Consider the following 15,339-nt stretch of genomic DNA (forward strand, 5'->3'; position numbering starts at 1 on the left):
GCCGCTTCGGCGGTTTGGCATATCAGCTGTTGCCGTTTTGTGTTATAAGTGATTCATACAACAACAAACAAAGCAGAACAGGAGCCGCAGATGGATATTTTTAAAGCCTTAATCGAAAACCACGAAGTGCAACGCAAGCTGTGCGGCGAATTGAGTGCAGCCAAGCAGTGGGAAACGAAAAAGAAAAAATACGAAGCCTTGCGTCTGGAATTGATGGCGCACGCAGTAGCCGAAGAGCGTCATTTGTACCTGCCGCTGATGCAATACGATGACGGCATGGAAATTGCCCGTCACGCCATTGCCGAGCATCACGAAATGGACGAATTAATCGCCACCTTGAGCGACGGCCGCACCGGTGAGAACCGCTGGCTGGAAACGGCGGAAGAATTGATTGAAACCGTCGAGCACCATTTGAAGGAAGAAGAAGACGAAATTTTCGCAGATGCGCGTAAAGTGTTGGATAAAGCCCAAATCGACCGTTTGGGTCCGCTTTATCAAACCGAATATGAAGAATTCAAAGCGGCTGAAAGCCAGTAGATTCTGCTGTTTCACCGGCTCGCCGCCCTGATAATAAGCTGTGGATAAATTCGGGATAAAAATACTGAACCTGATCAACCCTGCCGCTGCCGATTGTGCAGCGGTTTTGCCGTCTGACGATAAGCGTTCCGAACAAATATTGTTCAAAACGGCGCAAAGCCTTTATAATCGGGCAAATCCGATTTTTTCAGACGGCCTGAAACAGGGTTTGGCCACAGAAATGAAACGCTGTTGTTGCACCTATATTCATATCGGCAAAACAGGGGAAAATTTGTGGATAATTTTTTTGAATCCCTTTATTTTCAGGCCGTCTGAAACCATTTTCCAGGAAGAGTTATGATTCGTTTCGAACAAGTTTCCAAAACCTATCCCGGTGGTTTTGAAGCCTTAAAAAACGTCAGCTTTCAAATCAACAAAGGCGAGATGATTTTCATCGCCGGCCATTCCGGTTCGGGCAAATCGACCATTTTGAAGCTGATTTCGGGCATCACCAAACCGACCCAAGGCAAAGTGTGGTTCAACAAGCAGGATTTGAGCGAACTGAGCGACAACCAAATCGGCTTTATGCGCCAACACATCGGCATTGTGTTCCAAGACCACAAAATCCTCTACGACCGCAACGTGCTGCAAAACGTGATTCTGCCCTTGCGCATCATCGGTTACCAACCGGCCAAAGCGGAAGAGCGCGCGCGCATTGCGATTGAAAAAGTCGGTTTGAAAGGCCGCGAATTGGATATGCCGGTGTCGCTTTCCGGCGGCGAGCAGCAGCGTTTGTGCATTGCCCGCGCGGTAGTACACCAGCCAAGCCTTTTGATTGCCGACGAACCTTCCGCCAGCCTCGACCGCGCCTACGCGCTCGACATCATGGAATTATTCAAAACCTTCCACGAAGCCGGTACCACCGTGATTGTGGCAGCACACGATGAAACGCTGATGGCGGATTACGGCCACCGCGTCATCCGCCTGCAGAAAGGACGCTTGGCATGAATTTGATTCATTATGTTTCGCTACACGTCGAATCGGCACGCGCCGCACTGAAACAATTAATCCGCCAACCTGTCGGCACCTTGCTGACACTGTTGATGTTGGCAATTGCCATGACCCTGCCGCTGTTTCTCTATCTGGGTGTCCAAAGCGGCCAGAGTGTGTTGGGTAAATTGAACGAATCGCCGCAGATTACCGTATATATGGAAACCGATGCGGCCAAAGCCGACACGGATACGGTGCAGAATCTGTTGCAACGCGATACGCGTTTGGATACCGTGCGCTTCATCAGTAAGCAAGACGGCTTGGAAGAATTGCAATCGAATCTGGATCAAAATCTGGTATCGATGCTGGATGAAAATCCGCTGCCGGATGTGTTTATCGTCACGCCCGATGCCAACTCTTCTCCGGCGCAAATGCAGGTGATTTATCAGGATTTGGTCAAGCTGCCGATGGTGGAATCGGCGACCATGGATACGGAATGGGTGCATACCCTGTATCAAATCAATGATTTTATCCACAAGATTTTGTGGTTTTTGGCTATTACCTTAGGCATGGCGTTTATTTTGGTGGCACACAACACCATCCGCCTGCAAATCTTAAGCCGCAAAGAAGAAATCGAAATCACCAAGCTTTTGGGTGCGCCGGCTTCTTTTATCCGCCGCCCGTTTCTATATCAAGCCGTGTGGCAGAGCCTATTCTCCGCCGCCGTCAGCTTGAGCTTGTGTGCATGGCTGCTCAATACCGTGCGCCCGATGGTTGATTCGATTTTCAAACCTTACGGCCTCAATATCGGCTGGCGCTTCTTCAACGGCAGCGAAATTTCACTGGTATTGGGTTTTGTGATTGCGCTGGGCGTATTCGGCGCATGGCTTGCCACCACGCAGCATTTGCTCGGATTTAAAGCAAAAAAATAGATGGTTTCAGACGGCCTGCGGATCACACAGGCCGTTTTTATTTGGCCTGAAAAAAAAACCAACACATTTGCCCTTGTTTTTTTAAAACGGCGTACAATCTTTTCAGACGGCCTGAGCCCTTTGCCCCCAGATTCGAATGCGGTTAGAAGTTGGAGCATCGCAGAAAGCGCAGACACATCGCAAAGATAGGCAAGCTTTTGAGTAGCGAATAACGAAGAAATGTGCCAAAGACGGCAATTTTGCTAAGGCCTCAGTCTCGTTCGTTTTCGATCCATTCATCCCGAAAGGAACCCTCATGACGGCACTTCAAACCATCGCACAACATTTGTCCGACCACCGCCAAACCGTTACCAGTGCGGAGTCCTGTACCGGCGGCTTATTATCAGCCGCGTTTACCAGTATTTCCGGCAGCTCGCAGTGGTTTCACCAAAGCTTTGTCACCTACAGCAACCAAGCCAAAGAAAACACCTTGGGCGTCATGCCTCAAACCCTGTTGCAACACGGCGCAGTGAGCCGCGAAACGGTGCATGAAATGGCGCGCGGAGCAAAGGCGCTGGCGCAAGCGGATTATGCATTGAGTATTTCCGGCATTGCGGGACCCACCGGCGGCAGTAAGGACAAACCGGTCGGTACGGTTTGGTTCGGCTTGGCCACCCCGGTAAAAAATATCGAATGCACGGCTTTATTTGAAGGCGATCGGGAAAGCGTGCGCCGCCAAGCGGTCGGTTTTGCGCTGAATCTGTTGACTGAACATTTGACTGCTAATTAAACTGCTTGATGAGGTAAACAAATAAACACAGGCCGTCTGAAACGATTCAGACGGCCTGTTTATGGTTAATCTGTCAAAAAATGACGATTATTGTGCAGCACTGGCCGCACTGACTGCGCTGGCCGCCACATCAGAAGCAGCGGCATTTTTTACCACTTCTTCAAAGGTCGCAGGTGCAGAAGCTTGTTGGGCTTGAATTTCAACCGTAGTAGTTTGAGCTTCTTTTTCTGCCTGGGCGGCTAATACGGTGGCCGACAAAGCGGCAGCAGTCAATAATGCAGCAAATTTTTTCATGGGATTTCCTTCTAACTTTATGGTTTTCAAACACGGCATCAAAAGCGATACGGTTTCTTTAAGAAGGTTTCGAGCTGTAAAAGTTCACAAAAAATTATAAATTTAATTCTTAAATTCAATACTCTAATATGTTTATGTCTTAATTTTATTCATTTGTAAACTAACAAAAGGCCGTCTGAAAAATACGCAAGCATATTATTTTCAGACGGCCTTTTTCAGATAAACAATTATTTAGTCATGAACTTTTAACAGCTCCACTTCAAAAATCAAAGTCGCATTTGGCGGAATCACGCCACCGACACCACGCGCACCATAACCCATTTCCGCAGGAATGGTTAATTTACGTTTACCGCCTTCTTTCATGCCGCCGAAACCTTCGTCCCAGCCCTGAATCACTTGGCCCACACCCAAGATAATGGTCAAAGGCTGACTGCGGTCGATACTGGAATCAAATTTGCTGCCGTTTTCCAACCAACCGGTATAATGTACGGTAATTTCTTTGCCTTTAACGGCTTCTTTGCCGCTGCCTACTTCGATGTCTTCAATAATCAAGCTCATGCTTTTTCCTTCTTTGCGTTGGAGAGGGGAAGCTTAGCTTAACATATTTTCTGCCTCAACATACTGATGCAGCGGCAGCAGCATTGCCTGTTTTTTTGATTTTTTACGCTCGTAACGGTTCCACGCTTTTTCGTGGAAATAAAATACCACTGTGTTCACCATCGGCTCAATCAAAGCCACCGCGCTGGAAATGCCGATGCTGCCGGTCAAAACATAGGCCACGCTGAACGCCACACCGAAATGAAGCATTGCAAAGGTAATGGTTTTAATCATAATATTATCCTCCAAGGCCGTCTGAAACCTGGCCTGTATTATTAAAGCAAATAATAACGATTCTTAAATTATGCGTACAGTTGGATATTTTTATTGAAACTTAGTTTAAAACAATCGTTATAAATTTTCTCATAAAGGAAAATTATATGAAACCGCTAAAAATCGTCATGCTCGACCACGGCACACTGCCGGAACGCGATATTACCTTTGATTTTCCACATGAACTAATTTGCTACGGTTCCACCGAACCGCACCAAGCTTTGGCGCGTATTGACGGCGCCGACATCGTGATGACCAACAAAGTGGTGGTCTCTGCCGAAGCCATTGCTCAAAATCCGCAGCTCAAGTTGATTGCGGTGGCGGCTACCGGCGTGAACAATGTCGATGTCGGGGCAGCAAAACAAGCCGGTGTGGCCGTGGCGAATGTGCGCGCTTACGGCAACGAATCGGTAGCGGAACACGCCTTTATGCTAATGATTGCCTTAATCCGCAACCTGCCCGCCTATCAGCGCGATGTTGCCGCCGGTTTGTGGGAAAAATCGCCCTTCTTCTGCCATTACGGTGCGCCTATGCGCGATTTAAACGGCAAAACGCTGGCGATTTTCGGACGCGGCAACATTGGCCAAACTTTGGCACGTTATGCCGAAGCCTTCAATATGAAGGTGATTTTCGGTGAGCACAAACATGCCGACAAGGTGCGCGAAAATTATGTGCCGTTTGAAGAAGCCATTCAGACGGCCGATGTGATTTCGCTGCACTGCCCGCTGACCGGGCAAACCGCCAATATGATCGGCGAAACCGAATTGAAACAAATGAAACCCGGCGCGATTTTGATTAACTGCGGACGCGGCGGTTTGGTTGATGAAACCGCCCTAGTCACCGCCCTGAAATACGGCCAAATCGGCGGGGCAGGGTTTGATGTGCTGACCGAAGAGCCGCCACGTCATGGCAATCCTTTGCTCAAAGCCCGTTTGCCGAATTTGATTATTACACCGCACATGGCTTGGGCGAGCCACGAAGCCATCAACCGTTTGTTTGATATTCTGCTGGATAATGTGGATAAATTTGTCAAAGGCCAGCCGCAGAATTTGGTTTGAGCTGTGGCATGTTTAGTAAGCCATCCACAATCGCAGCTTCTTTATTCGGCACGGTTTCTATAAAATAAACCGTATCCATTCAAAAAATTTCTTGACAAATTGTGGATAATTTTGTGAACAATCTAAAAATGCCGTCTGAACTTTTCAGACGGCATTTTATTTTTTATTGATAATTCAAAAAGATAGATTGATGATTTTATCTATTGATTTCGATATTCAATGTGGAAAAACTTATTACCAATAAAATTAAGGCCGTCTGAAATATTTTCCTGTTTCAAAACGACCTTGGTTAACCGGTTTATTGATAAATTAGTTATCCACAATCGATTAAATATCGTAGGTGGTTGATGCAGTGTCGCCGCCGGTACCGGTCCAGTTGGTGTGGAAAAATTCACCACGCGGATGGTCGGTGCGCTCGTAAGTGTGCGCGCCAAAGTAATCGCGTTGCGCCTGCAGCAGATTGGCCGGTAAACGTTCGGTGGTGTAGCCGTCCAAGAAGGTAATCGCCGAGGCCATACACGGCATGGCAATGCCGCTTTCAACCGCTTTAGCCACCACTTTGCGCCATGCCGGCAAGCAGTTTATTAACACGCCTTTGAAATACGGATCGGTACCCAAGAACGCCAAATCCGGATTGGATTCATAAGCATCACGGATATTGCCTAGGAAAGCACTGCGGATAATGCAGCCCTCGCGCCACAGCAAGGCGGTGTTGCCGTAGTTCAATCCCCAGTTGTTGGTTTCGCTGGCTTCACGAATCAGCATAAAGCCTTGGGCGTAAGAAATGATTTTTGAAGCCAACAGCGCTTGGCGCAAAGCCTCGACCCACTCTGCTTTATCACCGCTGATCGGGGTGATGGTTTTGCCGAACAGTTTGCCGGTTTGTACGCGTTGTTCTTTAAATGCCGACACGCAGCGGACGAACACGGCTTCAGAAATCAGTGTCAACGGAATACCCAAATCCAAGGCATTGATGCCGGTCCATTTACCGGTGCCTTTTTGGCCGGCGGTATCCAGAATTTTTTCAACCAGCGGTTCGCCGTTTTCATCTTTGTAACCCAAAATATCGGCTGTAATTTCAACCAGATAGGAATCTAATTCAGTCTGGTTCCACGCGCTGAAAATCTCGTGCATTTCATCGTAAGACAAGCCCAAGCCGTCTTTCATGAATTGGTAGGCTTCGCAAATCAGCTGCATATCGCCGTATTCAATGCCGTTGTGCACCATTTTAACAAAGTGACCGGCACCGTCGCGGCCGACCCAATCGCAGCAAGGCTCGCCTTCAGGCGTTTTCGCGGCAATCGCTTGGAAAATCGGTTTCACTTCAGGCCATGCGCTTTCGTCACCGCCCGGCATAATCGAAGGGCCGTTGCGCGCGCCTTCTTCACCGCCCGATACACCGGCGCCGATAAAGCGGATGCCTTTGGCGGCCAGTTCGTGTGTGCGGCGGGTAGAGTCGGGATAATTGGCGTTGCCGCCGTCAATGATGATGTCGCCTTGGTCCAATAAAGGCACCAATTGTTCGATAAAATCATCAACCACGGCACCTGCGCGTACCATCATCATGATTTTGCGTGGTTTTTCTAATTTATCAACCAAGTCTTGCAGGGAATAAGCGCCGATAATATTGGTACCTTTGGCGGCACCGTTTAAAAAATCATCTACTTTACTGGTTGTCCGGTTAAACGCTACTACTTTAAAACCGTGGTCGTTCATGTTCAAAATCAGGTTTTGACCCATGACAGCCAGACCAATGACACCGATGTCGCCTTTCATTGAAGGAAGCTCCGTTATTGTTGATTTATGGGGCATAACTCTACCCTATTTACAGTGTTTTAACAATCCTTAACTTTTTAATTTTTTGAAAAGTTAGCTTAAGGTTTTTATTTTGCTTGAGAAGCCGTGAACAGAATAATACTTAAAATTTAAAATATAAAAAGATTATGATTATGAGCAGGCAATTTTTTTGTGTATAACTTTTATCCTGATTATTTTTCAGAAGCTTATCTTGAAATAAACTGTAAGGATAAAGCGGGTTGCGGATTGTTTATGAATGTGGGTAATTTTAAAATTTTCAGACGGCCTGTGTATAAATACCTGCTTACCGACAAGCTTATACCAACTTATTCTTGGAAAGAGTGAACACTTTGGGCTATAGTGAGCCTGTTTAAGGTTTGCCATACTAAACTTAATGGCTATTCAGGCCGTCTGAAACATGAGGAAAGAGGGTATTAAATGAAATCGACTTGGACATTAAGCATTTTAGCTGTATTGGTGCTGGCTGCTTGTGCACAATCTTCCGCACCGAAACCGGCCGTGGTTTCCGCCGACACCCATGCACCGGAACAGGGTACGGGTTTGACCGATCAGAAATTGGTGCAGGCCAAAGAGTTTATGGCCGCTTCGGCCAATCCGCTCGCTACCGAAGCCGGTTATGAAATTTTAAAACGCGGCGGTAGCGCGATTGACGCGATGATTGCCATGCAAACCACCTTGAGCCTGACCGAGCCGCAATCTTCCGGCTTGGGTGGCGGCGCATTTTTGGTGTATTGGGACAATAAAGCCAAAAAACTCACCACTTTCGATGCGCGCGAAACCGCGCCAAAATCAGCTACGCCGCAATTATTCCTAGATGAAAACGGCAAGCCGCTGGCCTTTATGAAAGCCGTGGTCGGCGGGCGATCGGTCGGCGTGCCGGGCATTCCGAAACTTTTGGAAGATACCCACAAACGTTACGGCAAATTGCCGTGGCAAAGCCTGTTTGACAAGCCGATTCAGTTGGCCGAGCAAGGTTTTGCGGTTTCGCCGCGCATGTCGCAATCGATTGAGCAAAACAAAGAATCGCTGCAACGTTATCCACAGACTGCCGCCTATTTCCTGCCCAACGGTACACCATTGGCCGCGGGTACCGTGTTGAAAAACCCTGAATTCGCCCAATCGGTAAAACTGTTGGCCACGCAGGGCAGTGCGCCGTTTTACACTGGCAAACCGGCACAGAATATGGTGAACACCATTACCGGCGCGGCAGACAATCCGGGTAAAATCACGCTGGCCGACTTTAAAAACTACCGCGTCATCGAGCGCACGCCGGTTTGTTCGCCCTATCGTGAATACGAAGTGTGCGGCATGGGCGCGCCAAGCTCGGGCGGCATTGCCTTGAACCAGATTTTGGGTATTTTGCAAACGCAAGACATGAAAAAACTGGGCGCAGAAAATATCCACAGCTGGCGCTGGATCGGCGATGCCTCACGCGTGGCCTTTGCCGACCGTGATTACTATGTGGCCGACCCTGATTTTGTGACCGTGCCGACCAAGGCCTTAATCAGCCAATCGTATCTGGACAGCCGCGCACAGGAAATCCGCGCCACCGACAAAGCCCTGCCGCAAATCAACGCCGGTAAATTGAGCAACCAATTCGCAGCAGGTAAGGCGGTAGAATTGCCTTCCACCAGCCACATCGTGGTTGTGGATAAAGAAGGCAACGTGGTTTCCATGACCACTTCGATTGAAAATGCCTTCGGCTCTACCCTGATGGCCAACGGCTATTTGTTGAACAACGAATTGACCGACTTCGCCTTTAACCCGGCAAATGCCGAAGGCAAAGTGGTGGCCAACAGCGTGGCCGGCGGCAAACGTCCGCGCTCATCAATGGCGCCGGCCATCGTGATGAAAAACGGCGAGCCTTACCTGGCGGTCGGTTCGCCGGGCGGCAGCCGCATTATCGGCTACGTGGCCAAAACCTTAGTCGCCCACATCGATTGGGGCATGGACATTCAGACGGCCATTTCTCTGCCGAATATGCTCAACCGCGGCAGCACTTACGAAATCGAACAAGACACCGCCGCCGCTGCCCGTGCACCGCAACTGGAGCAACTGGGCTATAAAGTGCAGGTGCGCGATTTGAATTCGGGCGTGCAAGGCATTGTCATCGGTAAAAACGGTTTGCAGGGCGGTGCCGACCCGCGCCGTGAAGGCAAAGTGATGGGGGATTAAACAAATAATTTGCTCCTAATAAAACATGCCGTCTGAAAGGTTTCAGACGGCATGTTTTATTTTATACTTAATAACGGGCATTGTGGATAAAAGGGATAGCGGTGTTGGAGGTTTTGATGTTGTTACTTTTTGGCAAGCTGCAAGATTATTTTATCGAAAGCAGCAGTGCATGGCATTGGGCGGCCGCGTTGGCGGTGTTGCAGGCGCTGATGGCTTGGTTTGCCGGTGCTACTGCGTTTGGCACGCTGTTTGCAGCGTTGATTTTATTTGTATATGCGTGGGCTTATTTTGCACTGTTGCGTCACATGACAGAAAATTTGCTGCTGTGGTTAATCACTCTATAGCAAATAAACATATTCTCCGATACAATTCCCCCATGGCCTATTCAGAAGACTTCAAACAACCCGTACTCAAAAAACTCCGTCAAGGATGGACGATTCGCAGAACCGCAAAAGAATCCGGCACCGCCATTCTCCACCATCACGCTTTGGAGACGCCCTCCGGCTCCCCAAGCCCCTCCAAAGCAACGGAAAACCCGCAAAATCAGCGCCCAGGCACTGCTCGAAGATGTCGGGCGTTATCCTGATGCCTATTGCTGTGAAAGAGCGCAACGCTTTGGCTGTTCCCATACCGCCATACACAAAGCATTAAAGCGATACGGCATCAGCTGCAAAAAAAAGACCAACCGCCATCCGAAAGCCGGCAGAAGGCTCAGAAAAAACTTCCTGAAGTTACTGCACCGCTACATCCGCCGTAACCGTCCGGTTGTTTGTTCAGACGGGAGCAAATTCGGAAAATCCTGTTACCGGCCTTACGCTTATGCGCCAAAAAGCCGGCGTTGTCATGCGCTTCATGATTGGCAGGGGCATCATCAGACCAATGCCGTTGGAGCGTTATTTCACGGCAAACTGTTTGCCGTCGGGCTGTTTGATTGCAGTATTGACCGCCGGATATTTGATGCTTGGGTGGAGCGGGTTTTGATTCCGGAGCTGCCGCAAAACAGTGTGGCGGTGATGGGTAATGCGGCGTTTCATAAGGGTAAGGCAGAAGCCTTGCTGAAGGAAAAGGGGCATACCGTGTTATGGCTTCCGCCCTATAGTCCCGATCTGAATCAGATAGAGAAAAAGCGGGCTTGGATTAAAGGTGTTGGGAATCGGCTGAGAATGGCGGATGTGGATTGGCTATTTCAGGCGTGTATCGATAAATAAGTTTATTTGTTATAATTACTTTCTCATAATTATTCTTTAATTCAAATAAATATTAAAAAAAGCCGTCTGAAAAAAGATTTTCTTTTTCAGACGGCCTTGAGCGCTTTATAAAATCCAATCTTAATCCTGCTTTTGCATTTTCAACCAAAACAAATGGCGGCAAGAATCAGTAAAGCGTTTGTGCTCCGGCTTAATGCGGCCATGCTCGGGATGCGCCAACACCTGATAGCTGATTTCGCATGGCAAACAAGTGACGGCATTGGGCTCGACATCAAAATTGCCTTCATCCTGCTCCATGCTGCAACGCAATAACGCGCCATCGGCGAAATGGTACACTGTTTCATCCAACACGCCGTCTGAAAGCTTTTCAGACGGCGTGTCTTCTTTGGCAATCAATGCCACACCACCCAAACCATGCGCAGCACGGGCATACAATCCCAGCGGCAAATCCATTATTCGGCTTCTTCAATCCAAGCCTGTTGCACCGCTTCGAGGATGCGCTCGCCGCAACGTGCCGGATCGTCGTCAAATTCGGGCAGCGCCATAATCAATTCGCGCAAATGGGTGAAGCGGATGGTTTTCGGATCGATGTCGCCGTGTGCGTCATACAATTCTTCGGCAATGCGTTGGGTATCAGTCCATTTCATGAGTGCGTCCTTTCGATGTGTAGCAGCTTGGGCCGTCTGAAACCATTTCATTTAATATAAGGCAAACCATCACCCAGATCAAATCAGGTTGGCAATGGATAATATACCCTAATTTACACTTGGCTATGCAACTAAATCGGCGTAAAAGGCTCTTAAACTCTATTTCCAGCAGTAATAAGGAATCGCTGATGAACAATGCTCTGAATGCCAAACTGTCTAAATTGGTTTACGGCCCGGTACCCCAAGAGCCTGATTATCTTACCAAAGCGCACCCCGTTGACCGTTTGATTCTGCTCATTCGCCATATCTACCATACCCTGGACGAGCAACACGGCCTGACGCAAGTGACTTTGCACATTCATTGCGGCAACATGCGGGGACAAGTGCGCCTGCAGCCGGTTGCGGCGAGCGCCAATTCCGCCGTGATTCGTTTGAAACGCTGGAATCTGTACCAACGCATTGCCGAACAAGTGCTCGGCTGCGGCCAAATATCGGTGTCGCTGGCAAAAGTGAAAGTAGAAGGCGCCATCGAGCAGTCTTATTGCGAAGAGATCGTGCAGCAAATGATTGACGGCTTTGGTTTGACCACTGATGAATCTACACTCTCCATCCAAGCGGCAGACAACGCTTTTGCAGAATTGCCCAAACAATCTTCTGCTTATTCCCAACCGGAAGCGCCACGTATTGTGTCCTCACGCGGTAAAAGCTTAAGCCGGATTAACACCCGGCCCAAAACGGAAAACTACGCCGCAGCGCAAGCAAGCTTACCCAAAGCTTCGTCCATTAAGGTTTCCCGTTTCAGCTTTGGCGGCTATAAACAAAAATAAGTTTGACTGTTTCACTTTATTATCAAGGCCGTCTGAAATCAAATAATGGTTTCAGACGGCCTTTTGATCAGTTAATGATCTTCGCGCGCATGGTTGATGGTGTATTTCGGGATTTCCACCACCAAATCCTCATCGGCCAACACCGCTTGGCAGCTCAAACGTGAATCGGCTTCCAACCCCCATGCCTGGTCAAGCAAATCTTCTTCAATTTCAGTCGGCTCTTCCAAACTGTCAAAACCTTTGCGGATAATCACGTGGCAAGTGGTACAGGCACAGGATTTTTCACAGGCGTGATCCACTTCGATGTCGTAATCCAACAAAACATCCAATACGGTTTTGCCTTCCGGTGCGTTATCGATAACCGCGCCTTCAGGGCACAATGTTGCGTGTGGTAATACGGTAATTTTCGGCATTTTTATGTTCTCGTTGATGTCAATGGTTTGCGTCGGGCATGTGCAGCACGATGCCTTTTTGCTTTAAATTGTCCAAGCATTCTCGCAGATAATCCGCATCATGCTCGGGATAAATCGGATTGTCGGCAGGTAATGACAATTGCTCGGCATAAGGCGGCTCGGTTTTACCGCGATACAGCGGGTCGAACCACGCTTCATCAGGCCGATAACCGCGCCGGTGCATTTCCTGCATAATCAGCACATGATACTGAAAAAGCTTATACGGAGGATGGGTAAACACATAATCCACCGTCGCATGCGGCCGCGCCCAGCCTGCCCCGCGCAAGGCGGCACATTCGCGGTGTTGCCCTAAAAGCTGCCGGTGCGGCAATTGGCTAATCAAAGATTCGTGCCACAAGCGCATGGTTTTCTTTCATTATTTTTCAGACGGCCTGAATATTTATTAAGGAATCACAATGCCGTCTACTTTGGCCGCTAAAAATTGCAGGTATTTTTCGTCTTCTCCTTCCCACAATTCTTCATCGCCCAATTCATAGGCCGTCTGTAAGGCTTCGAGTGCGGCTTTTTCTTCGCCCAATTCAAATTGGCTTTGCCCCAAGCGCAGATAGATAAACGGATTATCCAGCGCATTGATGTAGGCCAACGCTTCGGTCAAATCCTTGACGGCCTGGCGGTATTTGCCGTTCAAAAAATGAGCGTCGCCCATCGCAGCCAAAATCCACGTTGCCGCTTCCCATTGCGATTTCGGCTCGGGCAGCAGCTTCCATGCTTCTTTGTATTGTTTAACCGCTTCGTTAAACTGGCCTTCATCCGCCAAATCATCGCCTTGATCGCACAACGCGCTGATTTGCTGGTATAAATCTTGGTTTAGTGATTCCATATTGACTTTCTTTTTTCAGACGGCCTTGATTTCAAAAGGCCGTCTGAAGCTGCTTAAATACTATCCACGCTCTGCCCCATCAGCGCGCGCTGGATGTTGCGGTTCATGCGTTTGGCGGCAAAACCGTCGGTGCTGTGGCTCAACGCGGTGACGGCGGTGCGAATCTCATCGGCATGGCCATTTTCTACACTGCCTTGCAAGGCAGTGATGTCGGCTTCGATTTTGGCCAATTCTTCCGCTTCGAGCAAATCGCTGTCGAGCTCAAGCGCGGCTTTGATGGCGTCCATCAGGCTTTCGGCTTCGACCGTGGCTTCGGCGCGCGCACGCGCGGCTTTATCGTCGGCAGCATTGCTCATGCCTTCTTTCAGCATTTGCGTGATGGTGCCATCGTCCAAACCGTAAGACGGTTTCACTTCGATTTGTGCGCTCACGCCGGTGGTTTGCTCTTGCGCCGATACCGACAGCAGACCATCCGCATCCACTTGGAAAGTCACCCGAATCCGCGCCGCACCGGCCACCATCGGCGGAATGCCGCGCAAAGTGAATTTGGCCAAGCTGCGGCAATCGGATACCAGCTCGCGTTCGCCCTGCACCACATGAATCGTCATCGCGGTTTGGCCGTCTTTAAACGTGGTGAACTCTTGCGCGCGCGCCACCGGCAAAGTGCTGTTGCGCGGAATAATTTTTTCCGCCAGGCCGCCGTAAGTTTCCAAGCCCAGCGACAAAGGCGTGACATCAAGCAGCAGCCATTCGCCGTCGGTTTTATTGCCGGCCAACACATTGGCCTGCACCGCCGCACCCAGTGCCACCACTTCATCAGGATTCAGATTATTCAAAGGCGTTTGGCCGAAAAAGGCCGCCACCGCCTGCTGAACATGCAGCATGCGGGTCGAACCGCCCACCATAATTACGCCCTTGATATCGGCCTTGGTCACACCCGCATCTTTCAATGCCTGCTTTACCGGCTCGATGGTTTTTTGCACCAAATGCTGTGTCAATTGATGAAATTCTTGGCACGTAATGGTCACATCAACCTTATGGCCGTCTGAAAGCGTGGCCTGCACGGTCGTGCTGGTTTCGGTGGTCAAGGTTTCTTTGGCTTCGCGGGTCAAGGCCAGTAATAATTGGCTGTCTTGCTCACTGAGTTTCGACAAGTCGGCACGTTCCAAAATATGGCAGAACACACGATGGTCGAAATCATCACCGCCCAACGCCGAATTACCGCCCGTGGCCTTCACTTGGAACAAACCTTGGGTCAACTGCAACACCGACACGTCAAAGGTACCGCCGCCCAAATCGTACACCACGAACGTGCCTTCCGAGCCGTTATCCAAACCATAGGCAATCGCCGCTGCAGTCGGCTCGTTAAGCAGACGCAACACGTTCAATCCGGCCAAACGCGCTGCATCTTTAGTAGCTTGGCGTTGCGCATCGTCAAAATACGCCGGCACGGTAATCACCGCGCCCACCAAATCACCGCCCAAGCTCTCTTCGGCGCGCGCCTTCAACGCTTTCAAAATTTCCGCCGACACTTCAATCGGCGTTTTCGCGCCCTGCCGCGTGTTCAATTCAATCACGCGTTCGTTGTTACCGAAGCGGTAAGGCAGGTAATGCGTTTCTTTCGATAAGTCCGCCAAAGTGCGGCCGATTAAACGCTTGACCGAACTGATGGTATTAATCGGATCGATTTTTTGCGCTTTCAGGGCATCCGCGCCGGCTTCCACGCGGCCGTCTTCGCAATAGCGCACGACGGAAGGAAAGGTTTTTCGGCCGCGCTCGTCAGATAGGCAAACAGCGCTGCCGCTGCGCACGGTAGCGACCAGACTGTTGGTGGTGCCAAGATCAATGCCGACGGCCAAACGGTGTTGATGTGGTGCGGCAGACATGCCGGGTTCGGAAATTTGCAAAAGTGCCATGATTGGTGTGCCTTTTGGTTTTATTG

19 protein-coding genes are annotated in these 15,339 nt (G+C 49.5%); 9 read left to right on the forward strand and 10 right to left on the reverse strand.

The annotated features are described in order from the left end of the window. Nucleotides 1-90: 90 nt before the first annotated feature. The 4 genes from ACFPVS_RS00360 to ACFPVS_RS00375 all read left to right on the forward strand — a co-directional run bounded on the left by ACFPVS_RS00360 (nucleotide 91) and on the right by ACFPVS_RS00375 (nucleotide 3,207). Nucleotides 91-537 carry a hemerythrin domain-containing protein gene (locus ACFPVS_RS00360; protein WP_123804823.1) on the forward strand — a complete coding sequence of 149 codons (447 nt, stop codon included), beginning with the start codon at nucleotides 91-93 and terminating at the stop codon, nucleotides 535-537. Nucleotides 538-873: 336 nt separating this feature from the next. Continuing rightward, nucleotides 874-1,524, forward strand: a complete 651-nt coding sequence (ftsE, locus tag ACFPVS_RS00365; protein WP_123804822.1) for a cell division ATP-binding protein FtsE — start codon at nucleotides 874-876, stop codon at nucleotides 1,522-1,524. Next, a complete protein-coding gene (ftsX, locus tag ACFPVS_RS00370; protein WP_123804821.1) occupies nucleotides 1,521-2,438 on the forward strand; it encodes a permease-like cell division protein FtsX in 918 nt (305 codons plus the stop codon). The genes ftsE and ftsX overlap by 4 nt, the downstream gene beginning before the upstream one ends. 295 nt (nucleotides 2,439-2,733) lie before the next feature. After that, nucleotides 2,734-3,207, forward strand: coding sequence for a CinA family protein (locus ACFPVS_RS00375; protein ID WP_378595098.1), 474 nt, complete (start codon nucleotides 2,734-2,736; stop codon nucleotides 3,205-3,207). An 87-nt stretch (nucleotides 3,208-3,294) separates the two neighbouring features. Here ACFPVS_RS00375 and ACFPVS_RS00380 read toward each other — a convergent pair whose 3' ends face one another. The 3 genes from ACFPVS_RS00380 to ACFPVS_RS00390 form a co-directional block, all read right to left on the reverse strand. Beyond that, complete coding sequence (locus ACFPVS_RS00380; protein ID WP_378595100.1) at nucleotides 3,295-3,501, reverse strand: hypothetical protein; 207 nt, start codon at nucleotides 3,499-3,501, stop codon at nucleotides 3,295-3,297. 231 nt (nucleotides 3,502-3,732) lie between these two features. After that, nucleotides 3,733-4,059 (reverse strand): FKBP-type peptidyl-prolyl cis-trans isomerase, encoded by a 327-nt coding sequence (locus ACFPVS_RS00385; RefSeq protein WP_378595102.1) that lies wholly within the window; start codon nucleotides 4,057-4,059, stop codon nucleotides 3,733-3,735. A gap of 33 nt (nucleotides 4,060-4,092) precedes the next feature. Next, nucleotides 4,093-4,332 carry a DUF2061 domain-containing protein gene (locus ACFPVS_RS00390; RefSeq protein ID WP_378595104.1) on the reverse strand — a complete coding sequence of 80 codons (240 nt, stop codon included), beginning with the start codon at nucleotides 4,330-4,332 and terminating at the stop codon, nucleotides 4,093-4,095. A 146-nt stretch (nucleotides 4,333-4,478) separates the two neighbouring features. Here ACFPVS_RS00390 and ACFPVS_RS00395 point away from each other — a divergent pair, with 146 nt between their 5' ends. Then, on the forward strand, nucleotides 4,479-5,429 hold the full coding sequence (locus tag ACFPVS_RS00395) for a D-2-hydroxyacid dehydrogenase (RefSeq protein ID WP_123804816.1): 951 nt from the start codon (nucleotides 4,479-4,481) through the stop codon (nucleotides 5,427-5,429). Between the two features lie 327 nt (nucleotides 5,430-5,756). Here ACFPVS_RS00395 and gnd read toward each other — a convergent pair whose 3' ends face one another. After that, complete coding sequence (gene gnd, locus ACFPVS_RS00400; RefSeq protein ID WP_378595106.1) at nucleotides 5,757-7,205, reverse strand: decarboxylating NADP(+)-dependent phosphogluconate dehydrogenase; 1,449 nt, start codon at nucleotides 7,203-7,205, stop codon at nucleotides 5,757-5,759. Between the two features lie 459 nt (nucleotides 7,206-7,664). On the opposite strand from gnd, the gene ggt reads away from it, so the two are divergent. The 3 genes from ggt to ACFPVS_RS00415 all read left to right on the forward strand — a co-directional run bounded on the left by ggt (nucleotide 7,665) and on the right by ACFPVS_RS00415 (nucleotide 10,630). After that, entirely contained in the window at nucleotides 7,665-9,422 is a 1,758-nt protein-coding gene (ggt, locus tag ACFPVS_RS00405) for a gamma-glutamyltransferase (protein ID WP_378595108.1), read from the forward strand. Nucleotides 9,423-9,538: 116 nt separating this feature from the next. Next, on the forward strand, nucleotides 9,539-9,766 hold the full coding sequence (locus tag ACFPVS_RS00410) for a hypothetical protein (RefSeq protein ID WP_123804813.1): 228 nt from the start codon (nucleotides 9,539-9,541) through the stop codon (nucleotides 9,764-9,766). A 135-nt stretch (nucleotides 9,767-9,901) separates the two neighbouring features. Beyond that, the gene (locus ACFPVS_RS00415; protein WP_378595245.1) at nucleotides 9,902-10,630 is read left to right on the forward strand and encodes a transposase; all 729 of its coding nucleotides are present in this window, start codon (nucleotides 9,902-9,904) and stop codon (nucleotides 10,628-10,630) included. 120 nt (nucleotides 10,631-10,750) lie between these two features. Here the strand turns inward: ACFPVS_RS00415 and ACFPVS_RS00420 are convergent, their stop codons facing one another. Both ACFPVS_RS00420 and iscX read right to left on the reverse strand, forming a co-directional pair. Continuing rightward, nucleotides 10,751-11,083, reverse strand: coding sequence for a hypothetical protein (locus tag ACFPVS_RS00420; protein WP_096294923.1), 333 nt, complete (start codon nucleotides 11,081-11,083; stop codon nucleotides 10,751-10,753). Further along, nucleotides 11,083-11,277 carry a Fe-S cluster assembly protein IscX gene (gene iscX / locus ACFPVS_RS00425; RefSeq protein WP_096294922.1) on the reverse strand — a complete coding sequence of 65 codons (195 nt, stop codon included), beginning with the start codon at nucleotides 11,275-11,277 and terminating at the stop codon, nucleotides 11,083-11,085. Before iscX ends, ACFPVS_RS00420 begins: the two co-directional genes overlap by 1 nt. Before the next feature lie 188 nt (nucleotides 11,278-11,465). Between iscX and ACFPVS_RS00430 the strand changes: the two genes are divergently transcribed. Next, on the forward strand, nucleotides 11,466-12,104 hold the full coding sequence (locus tag ACFPVS_RS00430) for a hypothetical protein (RefSeq protein WP_096294921.1): 639 nt from the start codon (nucleotides 11,466-11,468) through the stop codon (nucleotides 12,102-12,104). Between the two features lie 71 nt (nucleotides 12,105-12,175). Here the strand turns inward: ACFPVS_RS00430 and fdx are convergent, their stop codons facing one another. Genes fdx through hscA form a run of 4 tightly spaced genes read right to left on the reverse strand, consistent with a single transcriptional unit; the run spans nucleotide 12,176 to nucleotide 15,313 of the window. Further along, nucleotides 12,176-12,517, reverse strand: a complete 342-nt coding sequence (fdx, locus tag ACFPVS_RS00435) for an ISC system 2Fe-2S type ferredoxin (RefSeq protein WP_096294920.1) — start codon at nucleotides 12,515-12,517, stop codon at nucleotides 12,176-12,178. Nucleotides 12,518-12,536: 19 nt separating this feature from the next. Continuing rightward, on the reverse strand, nucleotides 12,537-12,920 hold the full coding sequence (locus ACFPVS_RS00440; protein ID WP_123804001.1) for a TIGR02328 family protein: 384 nt from the start codon (nucleotides 12,918-12,920) through the stop codon (nucleotides 12,537-12,539). A 39-nt stretch (nucleotides 12,921-12,959) separates the two neighbouring features. Then, nucleotides 12,960-13,397: a tetratricopeptide repeat protein gene (locus tag ACFPVS_RS00445; protein ID WP_096294919.1), complete on the reverse strand. Its 438-nt coding sequence runs from the start codon at nucleotides 13,395-13,397 to the stop codon at nucleotides 12,960-12,962. Nucleotides 13,398-13,450: 53 nt separating this feature from the next. Beyond that, nucleotides 13,451-15,313 carry a Fe-S protein assembly chaperone HscA gene (hscA, locus tag ACFPVS_RS00450; RefSeq protein WP_096294918.1) on the reverse strand — a complete coding sequence of 621 codons (1,863 nt, stop codon included), beginning with the start codon at nucleotides 15,311-15,313 and terminating at the stop codon, nucleotides 13,451-13,453. Nucleotides 15,314-15,339 lie beyond the last annotated feature (26 nt).

It is taken from the genome of Neisseria weixii (assembly GCF_042658245.1).
Taxonomy (GTDB): domain Bacteria; phylum Pseudomonadota; class Gammaproteobacteria; order Burkholderiales; family Neisseriaceae; genus Neisseria; species Neisseria weixii.